This window comes from Kribbella sp. NPDC005582 (assembly GCF_040605415.1).
In the GTDB taxonomy this organism is placed as follows: domain Bacteria; phylum Actinomycetota; class Actinomycetes; order Propionibacteriales; family Kribbellaceae; genus Kribbella.
In genome coordinates this window covers 374,402-390,734 of record NZ_JBEXCU010000004.1, presented here as the reverse complement: position 1 = coordinate 390,734, position 16,333 = coordinate 374,402, and the positions used below count along the sequence as shown (strand labels likewise).

General features: G+C 68.6%; 15 protein-coding genes. 8 read left to right on the top strand and 7 right to left on the bottom strand.

Features of this window, described 5'->3' with window-relative positions; translation table 11 throughout:
* Positions 1–70: 70 nt before the first annotated feature.
* The 3 genes from ABZS29_RS25025 to ABZS29_RS25015 are packed head-to-tail and all read left to right on the top strand — an operon-like array spanning position 71 to position 3,568.
* The gene (locus tag ABZS29_RS25025) at positions 71–1,792 is read left to right on the top strand and encodes a discoidin domain-containing protein (RefSeq protein ID WP_355465057.1); all 1,722 of its coding nucleotides are present in this window, start codon (positions 71–73) and stop codon (positions 1,790–1,792) included.
* Between the two features lie 13 nt (positions 1,793–1,805).
* Positions 1,806–3,035 (top strand): DUF1996 domain-containing protein, encoded by a 1,230-nt coding sequence (locus ABZS29_RS25020; RefSeq protein WP_355465055.1) that lies wholly within the window; start codon positions 1,806–1,808, stop codon positions 3,033–3,035.
* Positions 3,032–3,568 (top strand): DUF305 domain-containing protein, encoded by a 537-nt coding sequence (locus ABZS29_RS25015; protein ID WP_355465053.1) that lies wholly within the window; start codon positions 3,032–3,034, stop codon positions 3,566–3,568. Before ABZS29_RS25020 ends, ABZS29_RS25015 begins: the two co-directional genes overlap by 4 nt.
* Here the strand turns inward: ABZS29_RS25015 and ABZS29_RS25010 are convergent.
* The gene (locus ABZS29_RS25010; protein WP_355465051.1) at positions 3,565–3,873 is read right to left on the bottom strand and encodes a DUF6703 family protein; all 309 of its coding nucleotides are present in this window, start codon (positions 3,871–3,873) and stop codon (positions 3,565–3,567) included. The two genes, ABZS29_RS25015 and ABZS29_RS25010, sit on opposite strands and share 4 nt — an antisense overlap.
* 33 nt (positions 3,874–3,906) lie before the next feature.
* On the opposite strand from ABZS29_RS25010, the gene ABZS29_RS25005 reads away from it, so the two are divergent.
* From ABZS29_RS25005 to dusB, 4 genes are all read left to right on the top strand, one after another.
* On the top strand, positions 3,907–4,197 hold the full coding sequence (locus tag ABZS29_RS25005) for an antibiotic biosynthesis monooxygenase (RefSeq protein WP_355465049.1): 291 nt from the start codon (positions 3,907–3,909) through the stop codon (positions 4,195–4,197).
* Positions 4,198–4,280: 83 nt separating this feature from the next.
* Positions 4,281–5,666 (top strand): glycine--tRNA ligase, encoded by a 1,386-nt coding sequence (locus ABZS29_RS25000; protein ID WP_355465048.1) that lies wholly within the window; start codon positions 4,281–4,283, stop codon positions 5,664–5,666.
* A 1-nt stretch (position 5,667) separates the two neighbouring features.
* A complete protein-coding gene (locus ABZS29_RS24995) occupies positions 5,668–6,351 on the top strand; it encodes a hypothetical protein (RefSeq protein WP_355465046.1) in 684 nt (227 codons plus the stop codon).
* Between the two features lie 2 nt (positions 6,352–6,353).
* Positions 6,354–7,475, top strand: a complete 1,122-nt coding sequence (gene dusB, locus ABZS29_RS24990; RefSeq protein ID WP_355465044.1) for a tRNA dihydrouridine synthase DusB — start codon at positions 6,354–6,356, stop codon at positions 7,473–7,475.
* Here dusB and ABZS29_RS24985 read toward each other — a convergent pair.
* The 5 genes from ABZS29_RS24985 to ABZS29_RS24965 form a co-directional block, all read right to left on the bottom strand.
* On the bottom strand, positions 7,472–8,266 hold the full coding sequence (locus ABZS29_RS24985) for an aminoglycoside phosphotransferase family protein (RefSeq protein ID WP_355465043.1): 795 nt from the start codon (positions 8,264–8,266) through the stop codon (positions 7,472–7,474). The two genes, dusB and ABZS29_RS24985, sit on opposite strands and share 4 nt — an antisense overlap.
* A 153-nt stretch (positions 8,267–8,419) precedes the next feature.
* On the bottom strand, positions 8,420–9,340 hold the full coding sequence (locus ABZS29_RS24980; RefSeq protein WP_355465041.1) for an NAD(P)-dependent oxidoreductase: 921 nt from the start codon (positions 9,338–9,340) through the stop codon (positions 8,420–8,422).
* Entirely contained in the window at positions 9,337–9,939 is a 603-nt protein-coding gene (locus ABZS29_RS24975; protein ID WP_355465039.1) for a dihydrofolate reductase family protein, read from the bottom strand. Before ABZS29_RS24975 ends, ABZS29_RS24980 begins: the two co-directional genes overlap by 4 nt.
* A gap of 9 nt (positions 9,940–9,948) precedes the next feature.
* Positions 9,949–11,067 (bottom strand): FAD-binding oxidoreductase, encoded by a 1,119-nt coding sequence (locus ABZS29_RS24970; protein ID WP_355465037.1) that lies wholly within the window; start codon positions 11,065–11,067, stop codon positions 9,949–9,951.
* Positions 11,068–11,120: 53 nt separating this feature from the next.
* Entirely contained in the window at positions 11,121–11,927 is an 807-nt protein-coding gene (locus ABZS29_RS24965; RefSeq protein WP_355465035.1) for a DUF6597 domain-containing transcriptional factor, read from the bottom strand.
* A 53-nt stretch (positions 11,928–11,980) separates the two neighbouring features.
* On the opposite strand from ABZS29_RS24965, the gene ligD reads away from it, so the two are divergent.
* Positions 11,981–12,955 (top strand): non-homologous end-joining DNA ligase, encoded by a 975-nt coding sequence (gene ligD, locus ABZS29_RS24960; RefSeq protein ID WP_355465033.1) that lies wholly within the window; start codon positions 11,981–11,983, stop codon positions 12,953–12,955.
* A 33-nt stretch (positions 12,956–12,988) separates the two neighbouring features.
* Here the strand turns inward: ligD and ABZS29_RS24955 are convergent, their stop codons facing one another.
* Positions 12,989–16,312: a hypothetical protein gene (locus ABZS29_RS24955; RefSeq protein ID WP_355465031.1), complete on the bottom strand. Its 3,324-nt coding sequence runs from the start codon at positions 16,310–16,312 to the stop codon at positions 12,989–12,991.
* Positions 16,313–16,333: the final 21 nt, after the last annotated feature.

Genomic DNA, 16,333 nt, shown 5'->3' with positions numbered 1-16,333 from the left:
CGAGAGGCAGAGTCTCGCTCTCAGGGAACGTTCCCTGAGTGTGCATTGTCCGACTGCCCCGGAGACGCCCATGCCACCCCGCACCCGCCCCAAGACCAGATCTGTCGCGGCCCTCGCCGCGCTCTCCCTCCTGCTCGGCCTGCTCGTCGCATTGCCCGCGCGCGCCGCCGACGTACTGCTCTCGCAAGGCAAGACCGCCACCGCGTCATCCTCGGAGAACGCCGTCTTCGGCCCCGCGGCCGCGGTCGACGGCGACCCCGGCACTCGCTGGTCGAGTGCGTTCGGCGATCCGCAGTGGATCCGGGTCGACCTCGGCGCGACCGCGACCATCTCCCAGGTCCAGCTTGCCTGGGAGGCGGCGTACGCGACCGCCTTCCAGATCCAGACCTCCGCCGACGGCAACACCTGGACCACCGTCAACAGCATCACGAATGGTGCCGGAGGCAACCAAACGATCAACGTCAGCGGGACCGGACGCTACGTCCGCCTGCTCGGCACCCAGCGCGCCACCCAGTGGGGCTACTCGCTGTGGGAGTTCAAGGTCTTCGGCAGCACCAGCGGCCCGGGCCCGAGCTCGGGTCTGCTGTCCTACAACAAGCCTGGCTTCGCCTCCACGCAGCAGAGCGACGGCAACTGCTGGGAGTGCACGCCGGCCCGCGCGTTCGACCTCGACCCGGCCAGCCGCTGGGCGACCGCGACCGACTCCGGCTGGGTCGACCCGGGCTGGATCTACGTCGACCTCGGTGCGACCGCACAGATCACCAAGGTCGTCCTGCAGTGGGATCCGGCCTCGGCGAAGTCCTACCAGTTGCAGGTTTCCAACGACGCCAGCAACTGGACCACGATCTACTCGACCACCAACGGTCCCGGCTTCAAGGAGACGCTGACCGTCTCGGGCACCGGCCGCTATGTCCGGATGTATGGCACGCAGCGCAACACGCCGTACGGGTATTCGCTGTGGGAGTTCCAGGTCTACGGCACCGGCGGCGCGCCCAACACGCCTCCGACCCCGCCGGCCGATCCGGCGAACCCGCCGCAATTGGTGTTCCAGGACAACTTCGACACCCCGGCCGGCACCAAGCCCGACGCGACCAAGTGGCGCGCCGACCCCGGCACCGGCCAGAACAACGAGCTGCAGGTCTACACCAACAACGACAACATCCAGACCGACGGCCAAGGCCACCTGGTGATCGAGGCCCGTCGCCAGGAAACCCCCGGTACGACGTGTCCCATCGACCCGGTCAGCGGCAAGGGCACCTGTCAGTACACGTCCGGCCGGATCAACACCGGCACCAAGTTCGACACGACGTACGGCAAGGTCGAGGCGCGGATCAAGGTGCCGAAGGGCAATGGTCTGTGGCCGGCGTTCTGGATGATGGGGAGCGACTTCCTCACCGGCCGCCCGTGGCCGTACAACGGCGAGATCGACATCATGGAGATCCTCGGTCGCGAGACCACCAAGGGCTATTCGACCCTGCACGCACCGGCCTACAACGGCGCCGGCGGGTACGGCGGTTCGTACGGCCTGCCCGGTGGCGCGGACTTTGCGAACGACTTCCACACCTGGACGATGCTGTGGAACTCCACCGGCATCACCTACCAGGTCGACGGCACCACGGTCTTCACCGTCGACAAGGCCCAGCTGGAGGCGACCCGCGGCCCGTGGATCTACGACCACCCGTTCTACCTGATCCTCAACCTCGCCGTGGGCGGCGACTTCCCCGGCCCGCCGAACGCGCAGACGCCGTTCCCGGCCCGGATGCTCGTCGACTACGTCCGCGTCTACCACTGAGGGGAGACCGACCATGCGCAAAGCTCTACTGACAGTGCTCGCGGTGCTCGCCGCCTACCTGGTGACGTCGGGCCCCGCCCAAGCAGCCGAAACCCTGCTGTCCCAGAACCGCCCGGCCCTCGCGTCGTCGACCGAAAACGCCGGTACGCCGGCCGCCGCGGCCGTCGACGGGAACAACGGCACTCGCTGGGCCAGCGGCTTCGCCGACAACCAGTGGCTGCGGATCGACCTCGGATCGACCCAGTCGTTCAACCGCGTGCTGCTGCGCTGGGAGGCGGCGTACGCTCGCGGGTTCCAGATTCAGACCTCCAACGACGGCAACGGGTGGACAACTGTCCACACGACCACCAACGGCACCGGCGGCGAGCAGAACCTCAACGTCGCCGGCTCCGGCCGGTACGTGCGCGTCCTGGTCACCGAGCGCGCGACCCAATGGGGAGCATCGCTCTGGGAGTTCCAGGTGTACGGCGGGACCGGCGGACCGATCGTCCGGGTCGCCGAGTTCCTGGCGGACTGCGCGTACACCCACCGCCTGCCGGACGACCCGATCGTGTTCCCGAACATGCCCGGGGCGTCACACATGCACAGCTTTTTCGGTGCGACCGTGACGAACGCCAACACCACGGTCGACGACCTCGCCAACTCGCCGACCAGCTGCAATCCGGCGGTCGACAGGTCGTCGTACTGGGTGCCGACGTTCTACTCGAACAACCAGCCGGTGGAGCCGACCGGTACGACGTTCTACTACCTCGGCGAAGGTGTTCGGGACGACGTGATCGCGCGGACGCAACCGCTGCCGTACGGGCTGCGGATCGTGGCCGGCAACGCCAAAGCGACCGGGCCGAACGACAACACGATCTCGCGCTGGTCGTGTCTGCACGCCGGTGACGCGGGAGCCGGGCACGACTTCATCACCTGCCCGGCCGGCTCGATGCTCGAGTCCTACCTGGACTTCCCGCAGTGCTGGAACGGTCGTGACCTCGACTCACCGGATCACAAGAGCCACATGGCGTACCCGGTGAACGGCGACTGCCCGGCGACCCACCCGGTCCCGGTGCCGAAGCTGCGCCAGGTCCTGCGCTATCCGGTGAACGGCTCCACGGCCGGCTTCCGGTTGGCCAGCGGAGGCGGGTTCACGATGCACGGCGACTTCTTCAACGCGTGGCCGGTCGACGAGATGGCTCGCCGGGTCAACGACTGCATCCGCCCGATCATCAAGTGCGGGGCGGACGGCCATCCGTGAGGAAGTACCTCGTACTGGCGTTGGCCGCCGGACTGCTCGGAGGATGTGGCGCACAGCCCCAGCCGCAACCTCCGGCGCCGGCGGCCTCCGTCGCCTCGGCCTTCAACGGGACCGACGCCGCCTGGCTCGGGCTGATGATCCCGATGGACGAGCAGTTCCTCCGGATCCTGAGCTTCGCGCCGACCAACTCCACCGATCCCGCCGTACGGCGGTTGGCCGCGGAGCTGACCGTTGGTCACCAGGCCGAGCTCAAGCAGCTGATCGCCTTGCGCGACCGGGCGAAGCTGCCGACCGCGAATGCCCATGCCGGGCACGACATGCCCGGCATGATGACCGACGAGGAGGTGGCCGCGCTGCAGAAGCTGCGCGGCCCCGCCTTCGACAAGGTGCTGCGGGCAGAGGTGAAGGACCATCTGGCCCAGTCGGCGCTCGTCAGCCGCAGCGTGCAGGCGGCCGGTCAGGAGCCCGCAGTGAAGAAGCTCGCGACCGCTATCGAGAAGAACCGAACCGTGCGATCGGCTGCGCTCGGCTAGGCGCCGGCGATGCGGGAGACGGCGAACAGCAGGATCACCAGGATCGAGAAGATCCGCAGCATCTTCGGCCCGGTCGTCACGGCCGGCCAGGACAGGAACGCGAGCCAGCCGAGCAGCAGCGCGAGCAGGATCAGGGCCGGGACCGCGACCGGAACCGGAGCGAAAACTCCGGCCAGTGCGAGCACTCCGGTGATCGCGGGCAGGGTCAGCTTCGGCATCCCGTGCAGCCGCGCGACGTACGGGTAGCTGATCTTCGTGATCCGCTGCCGCAGCGGGCTCACGGGCTGACTGCTGGGGGAACTCATGCGCCCATTGTTCCAGGTCATAGAGTGTGCTCCGTGTTCGTGGTGATCAGGTTCCGGGTTCCCGAGGCCGAGCAGGCGGAGTTCGCCGTCCGGCTGCGGGCCGCTGTCGACGTGCTCGGGAAGCAGAAGGGGTTCGTCGCGGCCCAGGTCGGGCGGAACGTCGACGACCCCGAGTTGCTGGCGCTGAACCTCGAGTTCCTGAACATCGGCAGCTACCGGCGCGCGCTGTCGCCGTACGAGGTGAAGCTGACCGCCGTACCGCTGCTGTCGCAGGCAATCGATGAGCCCACCGCCTACGAGGACCTGGCCGAGTTCGCGCTGTAGTACCGAATGCGACTCTGACCACCCCGGACCGTTAGCCTGGTGTTTTCCGTTCCCGACCTGTGCCCCGTTTCTGGAGTTCAAAAGTGCCCGTCGAAACCGTCGATGCCGTCGTCAGCCTCAGCAAGCGCAGAGGCTTCGTGTACCCCTGCGGCGAGATCTACGGTGGCACCAAGTCGGCCTGGGACTACGGGCCGCTCGGGGTGGAGCTGAAGAACAACGTCCGCACCCAGTGGTGGCGGTCGATGGTGACGAGCCGTGACGACGTCGTCGGCCTGGACTCCTCAGTGATCCTGCCGACCAAGGTCTGGGAGGCGTCCGGGCACCTGTCGGAGTTCGTCGACCCGCTGACCGAGTGCCAGTCCTGTCACAAGCGGTTCCGCGACGACCACCTGCGCGAGGACTACGCCCGGCGCAAGAACAAGGACGCCGACACCGTCGAGCTGTCCGAGATCGCGTGCCCGAACTGCGGCAACAAGGGCACGTTCACGCCGCCGCGGATGTTCAACGGCCTGCTGAAGACCTACCTCGGCCCGGTCGAGTCCGAGGAGGGCCTGCACTACCTGCGCCCGGAGACCGCCCAGGGCATCTTCGTGAACTTCGCGAACGTGATGGGGACGGCGCGGAAGAAGCCGCCGTTCGGGATCGCCCAGATCGGCAAGAGCTTCCGCAATGAGATCACCCCGGGCAACTTCATCTTCCGGACCCGCGAGTTCGAGCAGATGGAGATGGAGTTCTTCGTCGCGCCGGGCGCCGACGAGGAGTGGCACGAGTACTGGCTGAAGGCGCGCTGGGACTGGTACGTCGGCCTCGGGCTGAACCCGGAGAACATGCGGTTCTACGAGCACCCGAAGGAGAAGCTGAGCCACTACTCGAAGCGCACCGTCGACATCGAGTACAAGTTCAACTTCGGCGGCAAGGAGTTCGACGAGCTCGAGGGCATCGCGAACCGCACCGACTTCGACCTGTCCACGCACTCCAAGCACTCCGGCGCCGACCTGTCGTACTTCGACCAGGAGAAAGGCGAGCGCTGGACGCCGTACGTGATCGAGCCGGCGGCCGGCCTGACCCGCAACGTGCTGGCCTTCCTGCTCGACGCGTACACCGAGGACGAGGCGCCGAACGCCAAGGGCGGCGTCGACAAGCGGACCGTGCTGCGCTTCGACCCGCGGATCGCCCCGGTCAAGGCCGCCGTACTGCCGCTGTCGCGGAACGCGGACCTGTCGCCGAAGGCTCGCGATCTGGCCGCTGAGCTGCGCAAGAACTGGAACGTCGACTTCGACGACGCCGGCGCGATCGGCCGCCGCTACCGCCGCCAGGACGAGATCGGTACGCCGTTCTGCATCACCGTCGACTTCGACACGCTCGAGGACCACGCGGTCACGATCCGCGAGCGCGACTCGATGAAGCAGGAGCGCGTCGCCCTGACCGAGGTCACCGGCTACCTCGCCCAGGCGCTGGTGGGCTGCTGACATGAAGCTGCTGACTGGGGACCGCCTGCGGTTCGGGCTGGCCGTGTTCGGGGTGTCGGCGCTGGCCGTCTTCCTGCTGGCCGCCTGCTCGGACACCGACCCGAAGTCGGGTAGCACCCCGTCAGCACCTGGTAGCAGCTCCGGTCCGACGAGCGCGCCGATTCCGACCGCGTCGACGCCGACGCTGAAGCCGCTGCCGACGCCGGCCAAGCCGTTCCCGGCACCGGTCGTCACGGGTGCGCCGGAGTCGGATGCGCCGCTGGCTCAGCGCATCCGGTTCGCGATCGCCAAGCAGACCCAGCTCACCGCGGGCAAGGCCGCCAAGACGACGGTCAGCTGCCCCGGTATCGACGACGCCGACAAGCCCGGCAACCACACGCTCAAGTGCACGGTCACGTACGCCGGGAAGCCGTTCACCGGCACGTTGACCGTCGACGCCGAGCCGTACAACGCGTCGTACAAGTTCACCTCGGCGCAGGTGGCGGTCGTCAAGGAGAAGGTCGTCGACGCCGTCCTCCGGGCGGTGCCGGACGCTTCCAAGATCACCTGCACGATGGACCCGGTCGCCGTCGTACCGACGGCCGGTGAAGGCATCCGCTGTGATGTCACGACGACCGCGAACGCCGTCGTCCCGCACAACGCCCGCGTCTCCGGCGACGGCAAGATCCTCGTCGCGAAAGCCTGATCATGTTGAAGCTCGGCAATCTCACCATCGACACTCCCGTGGTGCTCGCGCCCATGGCCGGCATCACCAACGCGGCGTACCGGCGGTTGTGTGCCGAGCAGGGCGCGGGACTGTACGTCTGCGAGATGATCACGTCGCGCGGGATCGTTGAGGGCGATCAGAAGTCGCTCGACATGCTGACCTTCGACGAGCGCGAGACCGTCCGGTCCGTGCAGTTGTACGGCGTGGATCCGGTCTACATCGGCAAGGCCGTCCAACTCCTCTGCGACCAGTACGGCGTCGCCCACGTCGACCTGAATTTCGGCTGCCCGGTCCCGAAGGTGACGCGCAAGGGCGGCGGCGGGGCGCTGCCGTGGAAGCGCAATCTGCTCGGCGCGATCCTGAAGTCGGCCGTGCAGGCGGCGGCGCCGTACGGGGTGCCGGTGACGATGAAGACCCGGATCGGGATCGACAACGACCACCAGACCTATCTCGACGCCGGCCGGATCGCCGAGGAGTCAGGCGCGGCGGCGATCGGGCTGCACGGGCGGACGGTGGCGCAGGCCTACTCCGGTCAGGCGGACTGGACCAAGATCGCCGAGCTGGTCGAGCACGTGAACATCCCGGTGCTCGGCAACGGTGACATCTGGGAAGCCGGCGACGCACTCCGGATGGTCGCCGAAACCGGCAGTGCCGGTGTGATCGTCGGCCGCGGCTGCCTCGGGCGGCCGTGGTTGTTCCGCGATCTCGCGGTGGCGTTCGCGGGCGGCGAGGCGCTCAACCTGCCGAACCTCGGCGAGGTCGCGACCGTGATGCGTCGGCACGGCGAGCTGCTCGCCGACCTGATGGGGGAGCAGCGCGGCCTGCGTGACTTCCGCAAGCACGTGCCCTGGTACCTCAAGGGATTCCCGGCCGGCGGCGAGCTCCGCGCGGCCCTCGGCATGGTCGACACCCTCGCCCACCTGGACGAGCTGCTCGCTCAGCTCGACCCGACTGTCCCGTTCCCGACCGCCGAGCTCGGCGCACCCCGCGGCCGCCAAGGCAGTCCGCGGGAGCGCGTCATCCTCCCGCACGGTTGGCTCGACAACACCGACGGCCTCACGGATGACCTGGCCGACGCCGAGATCGGCGTCTCAGGCGGCTAGATCGCGCTCAACTCGGCCCGTAGTTGCGCAGTCCATTCCGCACCACGAGCGCGTCCGTCCGGGAGTTGATCGCCGATCTCCCAGCGCCAGGCGATGATGATCGCCAGCATGAGCAGTCGGCACTGGCGCAGCAGCTCCTGGTCGATCCCTGGATAGTGCGCGGCGATCTCCTCCGGCGCGTGCGCGATGTCGAACTCGACCGGGCCTCGGCAGACCGTCTCGAAGTCGATGAACAGCGGTCCGTCTTCCGTGCTGAGCAGGTTGCCCGGGTGCGGTTCGCCGTGCAGCAATTGCTCGGGGGCACCCGCGGCGATGACAGCACGGCTGGCCGCAGTCAGTGTCCTGAGCACCAGCTCACGGTCAGCCTCGGGTGCCTCCGGTGAGAGGGCCGGCTCTGCCAGCACCCGCGTCGCCTCCACCACCCGATCCATGAAGTGCGGCACCTCCACCGCGACCTCGCGCAGTCCAGCGTGGAGCCGGTGCAGCGCCGCGGCGTACACGTCCGCCGGGATCGGCTCCTGCGGTTCGTAGTACCGCCAGAGACTGACCGAGATCCCGTCCTGCTCGTGAACCTTCAGGTCCGCCGGCGGAACCACCGGATACCCGGCCTCGGACAAACGTCGACTGAGCTCCACCTCCCGCTCGAACCCGTGCTCATCCGCCAACGACACCCGCGCGACGACGTCGTTCGGCAACAGCCGCAGGATGACCTTGTTCGATGCGTTGAGCACGATCGCGTCGTCCGCCGACGTGATCGCCTTGGCCACAGCTACCGCCGGTTCAACATCCACTCGCCGACCGTATCCGCCGCCCACCGACCGTGCGACTGCTTTAAATGGTGTACCGACGGACTGTTGAAGGTGTACCGCCCAGCCGGTCGGCGAGGATCGGCGAGCGTGCGGACCGCCGCCGATGGCGACTACTAACAGTCGGTCGGTACGCAATCAGCGGGGGTTGGCTATGCGCCAAGCGACGTAGTCGGCGACGGCTTTGGGGATGTCGTAGGCAGGGGTGAAGCCGGTTTCGGCGGTTAGGCGAGAGATGTCTAGGTACGGATCCTCGCCGGGGCCGGATTGGCGGCCGGGGATCAGGTCTAGGTGCAGGTTGGGGGTGATGGCCTCTAGAGCTTCGGCGATTTGGCGGTTGGTGGATCGGGTGCCGCTGGAGACGTTGTAGACGCGGTGCTGGAGAGATTCGGCGGTGGTGAGCAGTGCGATTGCACGGCCGGCGTCGGCTGCGTAGCAGAAGTCGCCGCCGTCGTCGGCGTAGCGCGCTTCCGGCGTCTCGCCGCGCAGGATCGCGCTCACGTACGGCGCGATCGTGATGATCGGCGATTCCGGGTCCATCAGCGGTCCCCAGATGCTGCCGATCCGCAGCAGGACCGGTTCGATCACGGTGCCTTGCAGGCTGTGCACGGTGATCGGCTCGACGGCCTTCTTGAACGCGATGATCGCCAGCGGTACGTCGACCTCCGGCAGCGCGAGCTCTTCGTGCCAAGGGATCTCGGGCCGGCCGATGTAGTTGCCGAGACTGCTCGCGACGGCGAACCGGCGGACGCCCCAGGCCCGGGCCGCGTCCAGTGCGTTGAGCAGGCCGGCCAGGTCGTGGCGGAAGTAGTCGACCGGGTCATCGCCGGGGATGCTCCCGGCCAGGTGGACGATCTCGGTGATGCCGTACTGCTTGCCCAAGGCAAGGAAGGCGTCCCGATCGGTGACGTCGAGGTTCTCGACCGTGACCCGGCCGGCCAGGAACGACGGGACATCGCTCTGACGGTGTGAGGTCACGATCACCTCGTGGCCGAGGTCGACGAGTGCGCGGGCAGTGGCGGCACCGATCATGCCGAGCCCGCCGGTGACGAGGATCATCGGACGACCTCGTAGTGCAGGTGTGTGACGCCGGGCGCCGGGACGGCCTCGACCAGCCGGAGCTCGATGTGCTGGGGGACTTCCTGGAAGAACCGGTAGCCGCCGCCGAGCAGAATCGGTACCTGGTGCAGCACGATCTCGTCGACCAGCCCGGCCGCGAGCGCGGAGGTCGCCGCGCCGCCGCCCATGATCCCGACATCCTTGCCATCGGCCAGCTTCCGGGCCACCTCGACCGCCTCTTCGATGCTTGAGGCAAGCGTCTGCTTCGGGCCGACCTCGAGCGGCTGGTGACTCAGCACCACCAGCGGCGCGTTCGGATGCGGGCTTCCGCCGCCGAAGTCGCTGGAGTGCTCAAAGGTCCGGCGTCCGCAGATGACCGCACCGTCCCGGGTCGCCAGCTCGTCGAAGATGCGCGCACTCGGCGCACTCAGCTTGAACCCGTCGCCGAAGACCTGACTCGGGGTGTCGCCGTTGAAGTACCAGTCGAACAGCATCCCGGCGTCGCCGAGCCCGCGCCCGAACTCCTCGGCGCCGTCCGGTGTCCGGCCGCTGATATAGCCGTCGGCCGAGACGGCGAGCGCAACGATGACCTTGCTCATGATGTCCTTTCAGACTGCTTGGGGGAAGGCGAAGAATCGCTCGGGGTCGTAGGCCTGTTTCACTGCGCGCAGCCGGGCGAGGTTCTCGCCGTGGTACGCCGCGGGACCGTCGGCCAGCGAGAGATTGGGGAAGTTCGGGTAGACGCGGCCGCTGCCGTCCGCGTGGGCGAGAGACCAGGACCGGTCGTTCGCGGTCTCCAGCAGGAACCGTTGGTTGCGGTGGGCAAACGCTGTCGCGGCGGCGGCGATCCTGTTGTACGCGCCACCCATCGCGGTGAACGCCAACCGCCCGGTGCCGACCAGCTCATGCAGTACGTCGTCGGACAGCGACTGCTCGAAGAACTCCGAACGGATCCGCGGCGGCTCTTCCCTCGTCGCCTCGGCGAAGCTCGCCTTGACTGTGGACAGGGGCACTCCGGCGCGCAGTTCGAACGGCACCGGCGTACCGATCAGGTCAGCGAACTCGGCCAGCAGCGCGCGAGTCGGCTCGGCGGTGAGCAGGCTCGCGCCGATCAGCACTGCCCGCGGTCCGTCGATGGTGAGATTCAGCGTGAGGTCGTCCGGTGCGTCCGGCGCCCAGGCTTGCCAGGCCGCGATGACGGTCTCCGGTTCGTCAGCAGGCCAGTCGGCCGCGATCCGGGTCAGCATCGGCTCCGCGACAGTGTCGAAGCGGAACTCCGTCACCACGCCGAACTGGCCACCACCCGCACCACGCAAGGCCCAGAACAGGTCCGGCTCACGCTCGTCGTCACACTCGACGACGCTGCCGTCGGCGAGGACCACCCGCGCACCGATCAGCCGATCGCAGGTCAGCCCGTACTTGCGGCCGACCAGTCCGATTCCACCGCCCAATGTCAGTCCGGCGATCCCGACCGTCGTACCGCAGCCGGCCGGCAACGCGCGACCCGCCGCGTGCAGTTCGCGATACACCTCACCGAGCAGCGCGCCGGCGCCGATCGTCGCGACCCCGTCGGAGCGCACGTCGATGCTTTTGAGGCCGCTCAGATCCAGTACGACGTCGGCCGGCCGGTCCACGAAGCAATGGCCGCCGCCGCGCGGTACCACGCGACCGCCACGCTTGATCGCGTCGACGACGTCTGCCACGGATCGGCACTGCACGGTTTCCATGGCTCGAGGCTACGAGCGACGTGCCGCCTCGTTCTTGAACAAAACGTGCATCCTCACCGCCGGGCGAGGAAGGGCGCGTACGACGCCGAATGGTCGTGACCGCACGCACAGCGATCAAGACTTCCGCCGAGCAACTGCGTCGGCGTGAGCCCGGTCAGCCGAAGGCACTCACGACTGAGATGCGCTTGATCGGCGTAGCCCGCATCGATCGCGAGACTCGCCGTACCGTCGGAACCGCGGCGGCCGGACGGCACCACCCCCGCCTGTGCCAACGCCAAGAAACCCTGGAACCTCAGTGTCCGCTGGAGCACCTTCGGCGTCGTACCGACAGCTTGCAGACAACGGCGGCGGAGCTGGCTCGAAGACAACGCGAGCTGCGACGCGAGACCATCGATCGACGTCGCCCGCCACGGCATCAGCGCCACAACGGCCTCCTGGACGAGCGCATCTCGGTCGGTACTGCGGAACTCGTTGAGCAGATGAGCCTGCAGATACAGGAGTGCTCGCTCCGGAGTCGCCGCCTTCGCCATTGCCTCGACCAACCGGTCCGCCGTGTGTCCCCACAGGTCGACGAGGCTGAGGTGCTGATCGATCAAATCATCCAGTACGGCGGGCAGCGGCGGAGCCGTACCTGGATGGAACCGCACGCCGACCAGCGTGGTGTGGGCGGGGATGACCTCGATCGCCGGACCGGTCAACGGGCCGAGCAGCCGCGGCCGTCCGCCGAGCGGGAAGTGGATCTCCACTCCACCGGTCGGGAGGTGTCGGTGGACGTGCTCGGCCGCGCCGGTGCGTTGGATCCAGACCGTGCGAACCACGCCTGACAGACCAGGCACCGGCAGCTGTTCGACGTACTCCACGGGAGCACTGAAGCTGCTGGGCTAGACCGGTGTCAAGAAGCTAGGGTCGGGGGATGGCGAGCAAGGTGGACGAGACGCGGGACGGCGTTGATCTGACCAACCTGGATCAGCCGCTGTTCGACGGGGCGGACGCGACCAAGCGCGAGCTGGTCGACTATCTGGATGCGGTGCACGAGCGGATGCTGCCGGAGCTTCGGGAGCGGCCGCTGTCGGTGATGCGGATCCGGCCGGGGCAGCCGGCGTTCATGCAGAAGAACGTCCCGAAGTACACGCCCGAGTGGGTCAAGACCACTTCGGTGTGGGCCGAAGCGTCGAAGCGCGAGGTGTCGTACGCGCTGTGCGACGACCGGCGGACGCTGCTGTGGTTCGCGAACCAGCGAGCGGTCGAGTACCACCCGACGTTGATGCGGGCCGACCGCTGGGACCGGGTGACGCATCTCGTGCTGGACCTGGATCCGCCGGAGGGTGACGACACGTTCGGTAAGGCGGTTCAGGCAGCCTTCCTGGTGCGGCAGGCGCTGACCGATGCCGGGCTCACCGGCGCGGTGAAGACGAGTGGCGCCAAGGGTGTGCATGTGATCGTGCCGATCGACGACTCGATACCGATCGACGATGCCGCGGCGGCGACTCGGGCGATCGCGGCGCGGGCTGAACGGATCGATCCTTCGGTGGCGACGACGGCGTACATCAAGGAGGACCGGCACGGGAAGGTCTTCGTGGACTCGACGCGTTCCGGCGGCGCGACCGTGGTGGCGGCGTACAGCCCACGGATCCGGCCCGGTACGCCGGTCTCGTTCCCGGTCGGGTGGGACGACCTCGACCGGGTGACGCCGCGCGACTTCACCGTCCGGACTGCTGTTGACCTGCTGGGTGGCGCGGATCGCTGGGCCGACCAGTTGCCGGCACCGCAGTCGCTGCCCGAAGACCTGCTGGAGGAGGGCCGGGCGATCCCGATCGCTCGCGTCGTCGCCATGCACGAGGGTAAGCGCCGCAAACGCGCGCAGCGCGAGGCTGAGCAGGACGGATGACTCTCCTGCAGCGGTGACGGTCGAGCAGGACGGTTAGCTTTCTGCGGCGGTGAAGGTTTCGAGCGCGACCTGCCGGACGTCGGCCAGCGGATGCTTGCGCAGGGCAACCAGTAGGTCGCGCCAGGCCGGCGCCCAGCCGGTCCGGCGGCCGGCGGCTCCGATGATCGAACTGGCCAGCAGGCCGGCCATCAAGGTCTCGGAGCGCAGCAGCCCGCGGGCTGTCGGCTCGAGCTGGTCCGCCGCCCACTGCTGGTGGGACTGGCTGAGCCGCGCTCCGAGCCGGAACGCGGTGTTGTAGGCAACGAGTGGGCGGTCGGCAACTGCTTCGATCAGTGCCGGCAGCTCCTCGGGAAGCCGGTCCCAGTCGATGCCTTGGGTGCTGAGGTCGAGGCGGAGGTCCAGCAGTTCGGGGCTGTCCAGCTCGGCGGCGATCACCTTGAGCGTCTGCCGCACCTCGGCGGGCTTCCGCTGCAGGGCTCCGACCAGGCGTTTGCCCAGCTCGACCAGGCGTTGCCGCGCCGGGTGGTCGCGATCAGCCGTGGCGTTCGGCAGGTTCGGGTCGTTCTCGGCGCGGACCAGCAGCCGGACGGCCGACTGCAGTTCGTCGAGGCCGAGCGCCGGGTCGGTGGCGACGATCGAGACGAGTGCGGAGGTCGCCTCACTCCACACGGTCGAGTCGAGGTCGCTGATGAAGCCGGCACAGACCGGCGCGACCGACGGACTCCATCGCGCCCACCGCGGCATCGCCTGCAGCGCAGCCCGCACGACCTCGGGCTCGGGCCGGTTGACGACCGCCACCAGCAGCTCGGCGTACCGGGCTCGGTACTGCGTCGCCAACCCGTACGACGGCCGTTGCGTGAGCACGATCGCGGTGGCCGCGCTGTCGTGCACGGCCTCCTGCAGCAGCGCCCAGCTGGCAGGTTCGTGAAGCAGGTAAAGCGAGGCCGCGCTGGTGATCGCCGCGCGCACATCCCGATGCGCATCGGCCCACGCATCAGCTAGTACGGCGCTCGCCCCAGGTGCACGTAGTGAGCCGAGCAGCCGCGCGGCCTCCTTCCGCGACGTCACCTTGACGCCGTCGCCGGTGAGGACCGGATGCAGCAACCCCGGCAGCACACTCGGCCGAATGAACCGCGCTGCGCGGCTCGCGGCGTACATCGCTACGCGCGCGCGATCGTCGCCGGCGTGGGCCAGCAGGACCGGCAACACGTCCTGCGGCGAATCGGTCCAGGCCAGCGCGGCGAGCGCTGCTTCCTGAAGCAGGACGTTCTCGTGCTGAAGGAACGGTTCGAGGGCGGCGCGACCGACCTCCGGGATGCCGCCGAGGGTGGCGACCGCCTTCGCGCGCGCCCACTCGGGCATGCGTTCGTCGGCCGCCGCCTTCGCGACGAGTTCGGCGTACCGGGCTCGCTGCCGGGGGGCCCAGGCGCGGAGCGCTCGGGCAGGGACCTCCCAGTCCGGGTGGTTGCGGTCGAAGCGGTGGATGCGCTTCGGCTTGGCGAGTACGACGTCGAGCAGGTCTGTGCGCAGCTCGGTCACGCCACCCCAGACGTGCGGCCACTGAGCCATGCCGACATCGCGCTTGATGATCCGCTCAACGCGCTCGGCACGCGTGTCACGGCGCCACAGCCAGAGCTCGCAGGCCTCGCCGACGGTGTTCTCCTGGTTGGACCAGACGCCTTTCTCGAGGGCGTCCTGCAGATGATCGATCGTCCAGCCGCGCTTGTCGAAGGCGCGCGCGATCGCGAACGGCAGCCGGAACTCGTTGCGGGCCACGGCAGCGTCGACGTGATGACGGAGTACGTCGTACACGGCGAGCTCCTGACCGCGGGGGAGACCGTCGATCACGCCGTAGAGCATGAACGTGCCCTGGTTCTCGGTGATTCGTGCGTGTGCCTGCAAACCCCAGTCCAGTAAGGCGGTTTGGTTGCGCGCGGCCCCTTGTTTGATCGCGGTCAGTGCGATCTCGGCGAGCCAGTGCCGCGTACTCCAACTCGTGTCGCGGGCTTCCAGAGTGTCGGTCAACAAGGTCTGGAGTGAGTCGACCACTTGATCGCTCAGGGTGGAGGGCGGGAGGTGTCCGACGGCCTCGTTCACGGCTTGCCGGACCGAGTCGCGGTCGTTGCGGACGCGGGTCGCCCAGGCGAGTGCGCTCTCGATCGCCGCCGGGGTGCGCGTGCGGCCGGCTGACTCGATCACCGCGCTGTAGATCGCTGCTCGGTCGTTGGCGTCGGGGCGGTTGAGCTCCGGTTCGAGCAGCGCGAAGGCTTCGTCGTACGGGAGGAACGCGGTGGTGTGCCAGCGCCGGCGGTCGTCGTTGGCGATTGGGGCGAGGGTGAGCATCCGGCGTGCCTGCTGGAAGCGCACTTGGTGAGGGAGGACGTGCAGGAGCCAGTGCGGGAGGACTGCTTGGCTCAGGTCGACGCTCTTGGTGACGCCGGTGAAGACGGCTGCGCGACGGCGCGGTGGGAGGTCGGCCAGAACCGCGGAGGGGTCCGGCCAGAGGAGTTCGCCGAGGGCGATCAGGTCGTCGTCGGCGTACCGATTGAGGCGGCGGCGGACCGCGGGGGTCAGGGCTTCGCGGAGCACGTGGGCTCGCTCGGGCTCCAGCAGCAGTTCGAGGACCAGTGGGTCGACATCGAGCAGCCGGCCGAGCACGTCGATGATTGCTACGGGCAACTGATCCGGCGGGAGGGCGCGGACCAACAAGTTGGTGGCGCGCTCGGGATCGTGGTCGAGCAGCCCGGTGACACCGAAGGCCGGGCCTTGCCACCACTCGGCGCGGTCCGGGCCGGTCGGCAGCGTGCTGAGCGCGTAGTCGTGCACGGGCTTGGGGTGCTTGGCGCCGAGGCGACGCCACTCGCCGCTGCCGAGGCAGTACGCGAGCTCGGGCAGGAGGCGCTCGACCGTCTCGTCGTCGGTGGCGATGAGCAGCGCTGCGGCGGCCGGGTCGCCCCAGCGTTCACGGTGCTCGTCGATCAGGCGGGCGGCGAGCCGCGCTCGGCCGGTCGTGCGGATCACTCGGAGGAGGCTCCTGCGCAGGCTCGCCGGGGCGTCGTCGTACAGGATGCGCAGTTCGTCGTCCGAGACCGGTACGCCGTTGCCGACCGCCGCGAGGGCTCGGGACTGGACAGTCGGAAGTGGGTCGCTGAGCAGGCGGGTCACGTAGGCGGTATCGCGGGTCGCTTCGGCGATCGACAGGCCGATGGTGCGTTCGTACGGCGTGCCGTCGGCGAGCTCGGTGAGGAGCGACTGCAGGTCGGCCGCGGTCAGCGCGCGGGCCTCGGTCGTGACGCGGCGCAGGCGGTCGCCGTACGGGAGGGGGTCGATCGACCGGAGCAGATCCTGGGCACGCATGACCCCATCCTGCCGAATGAC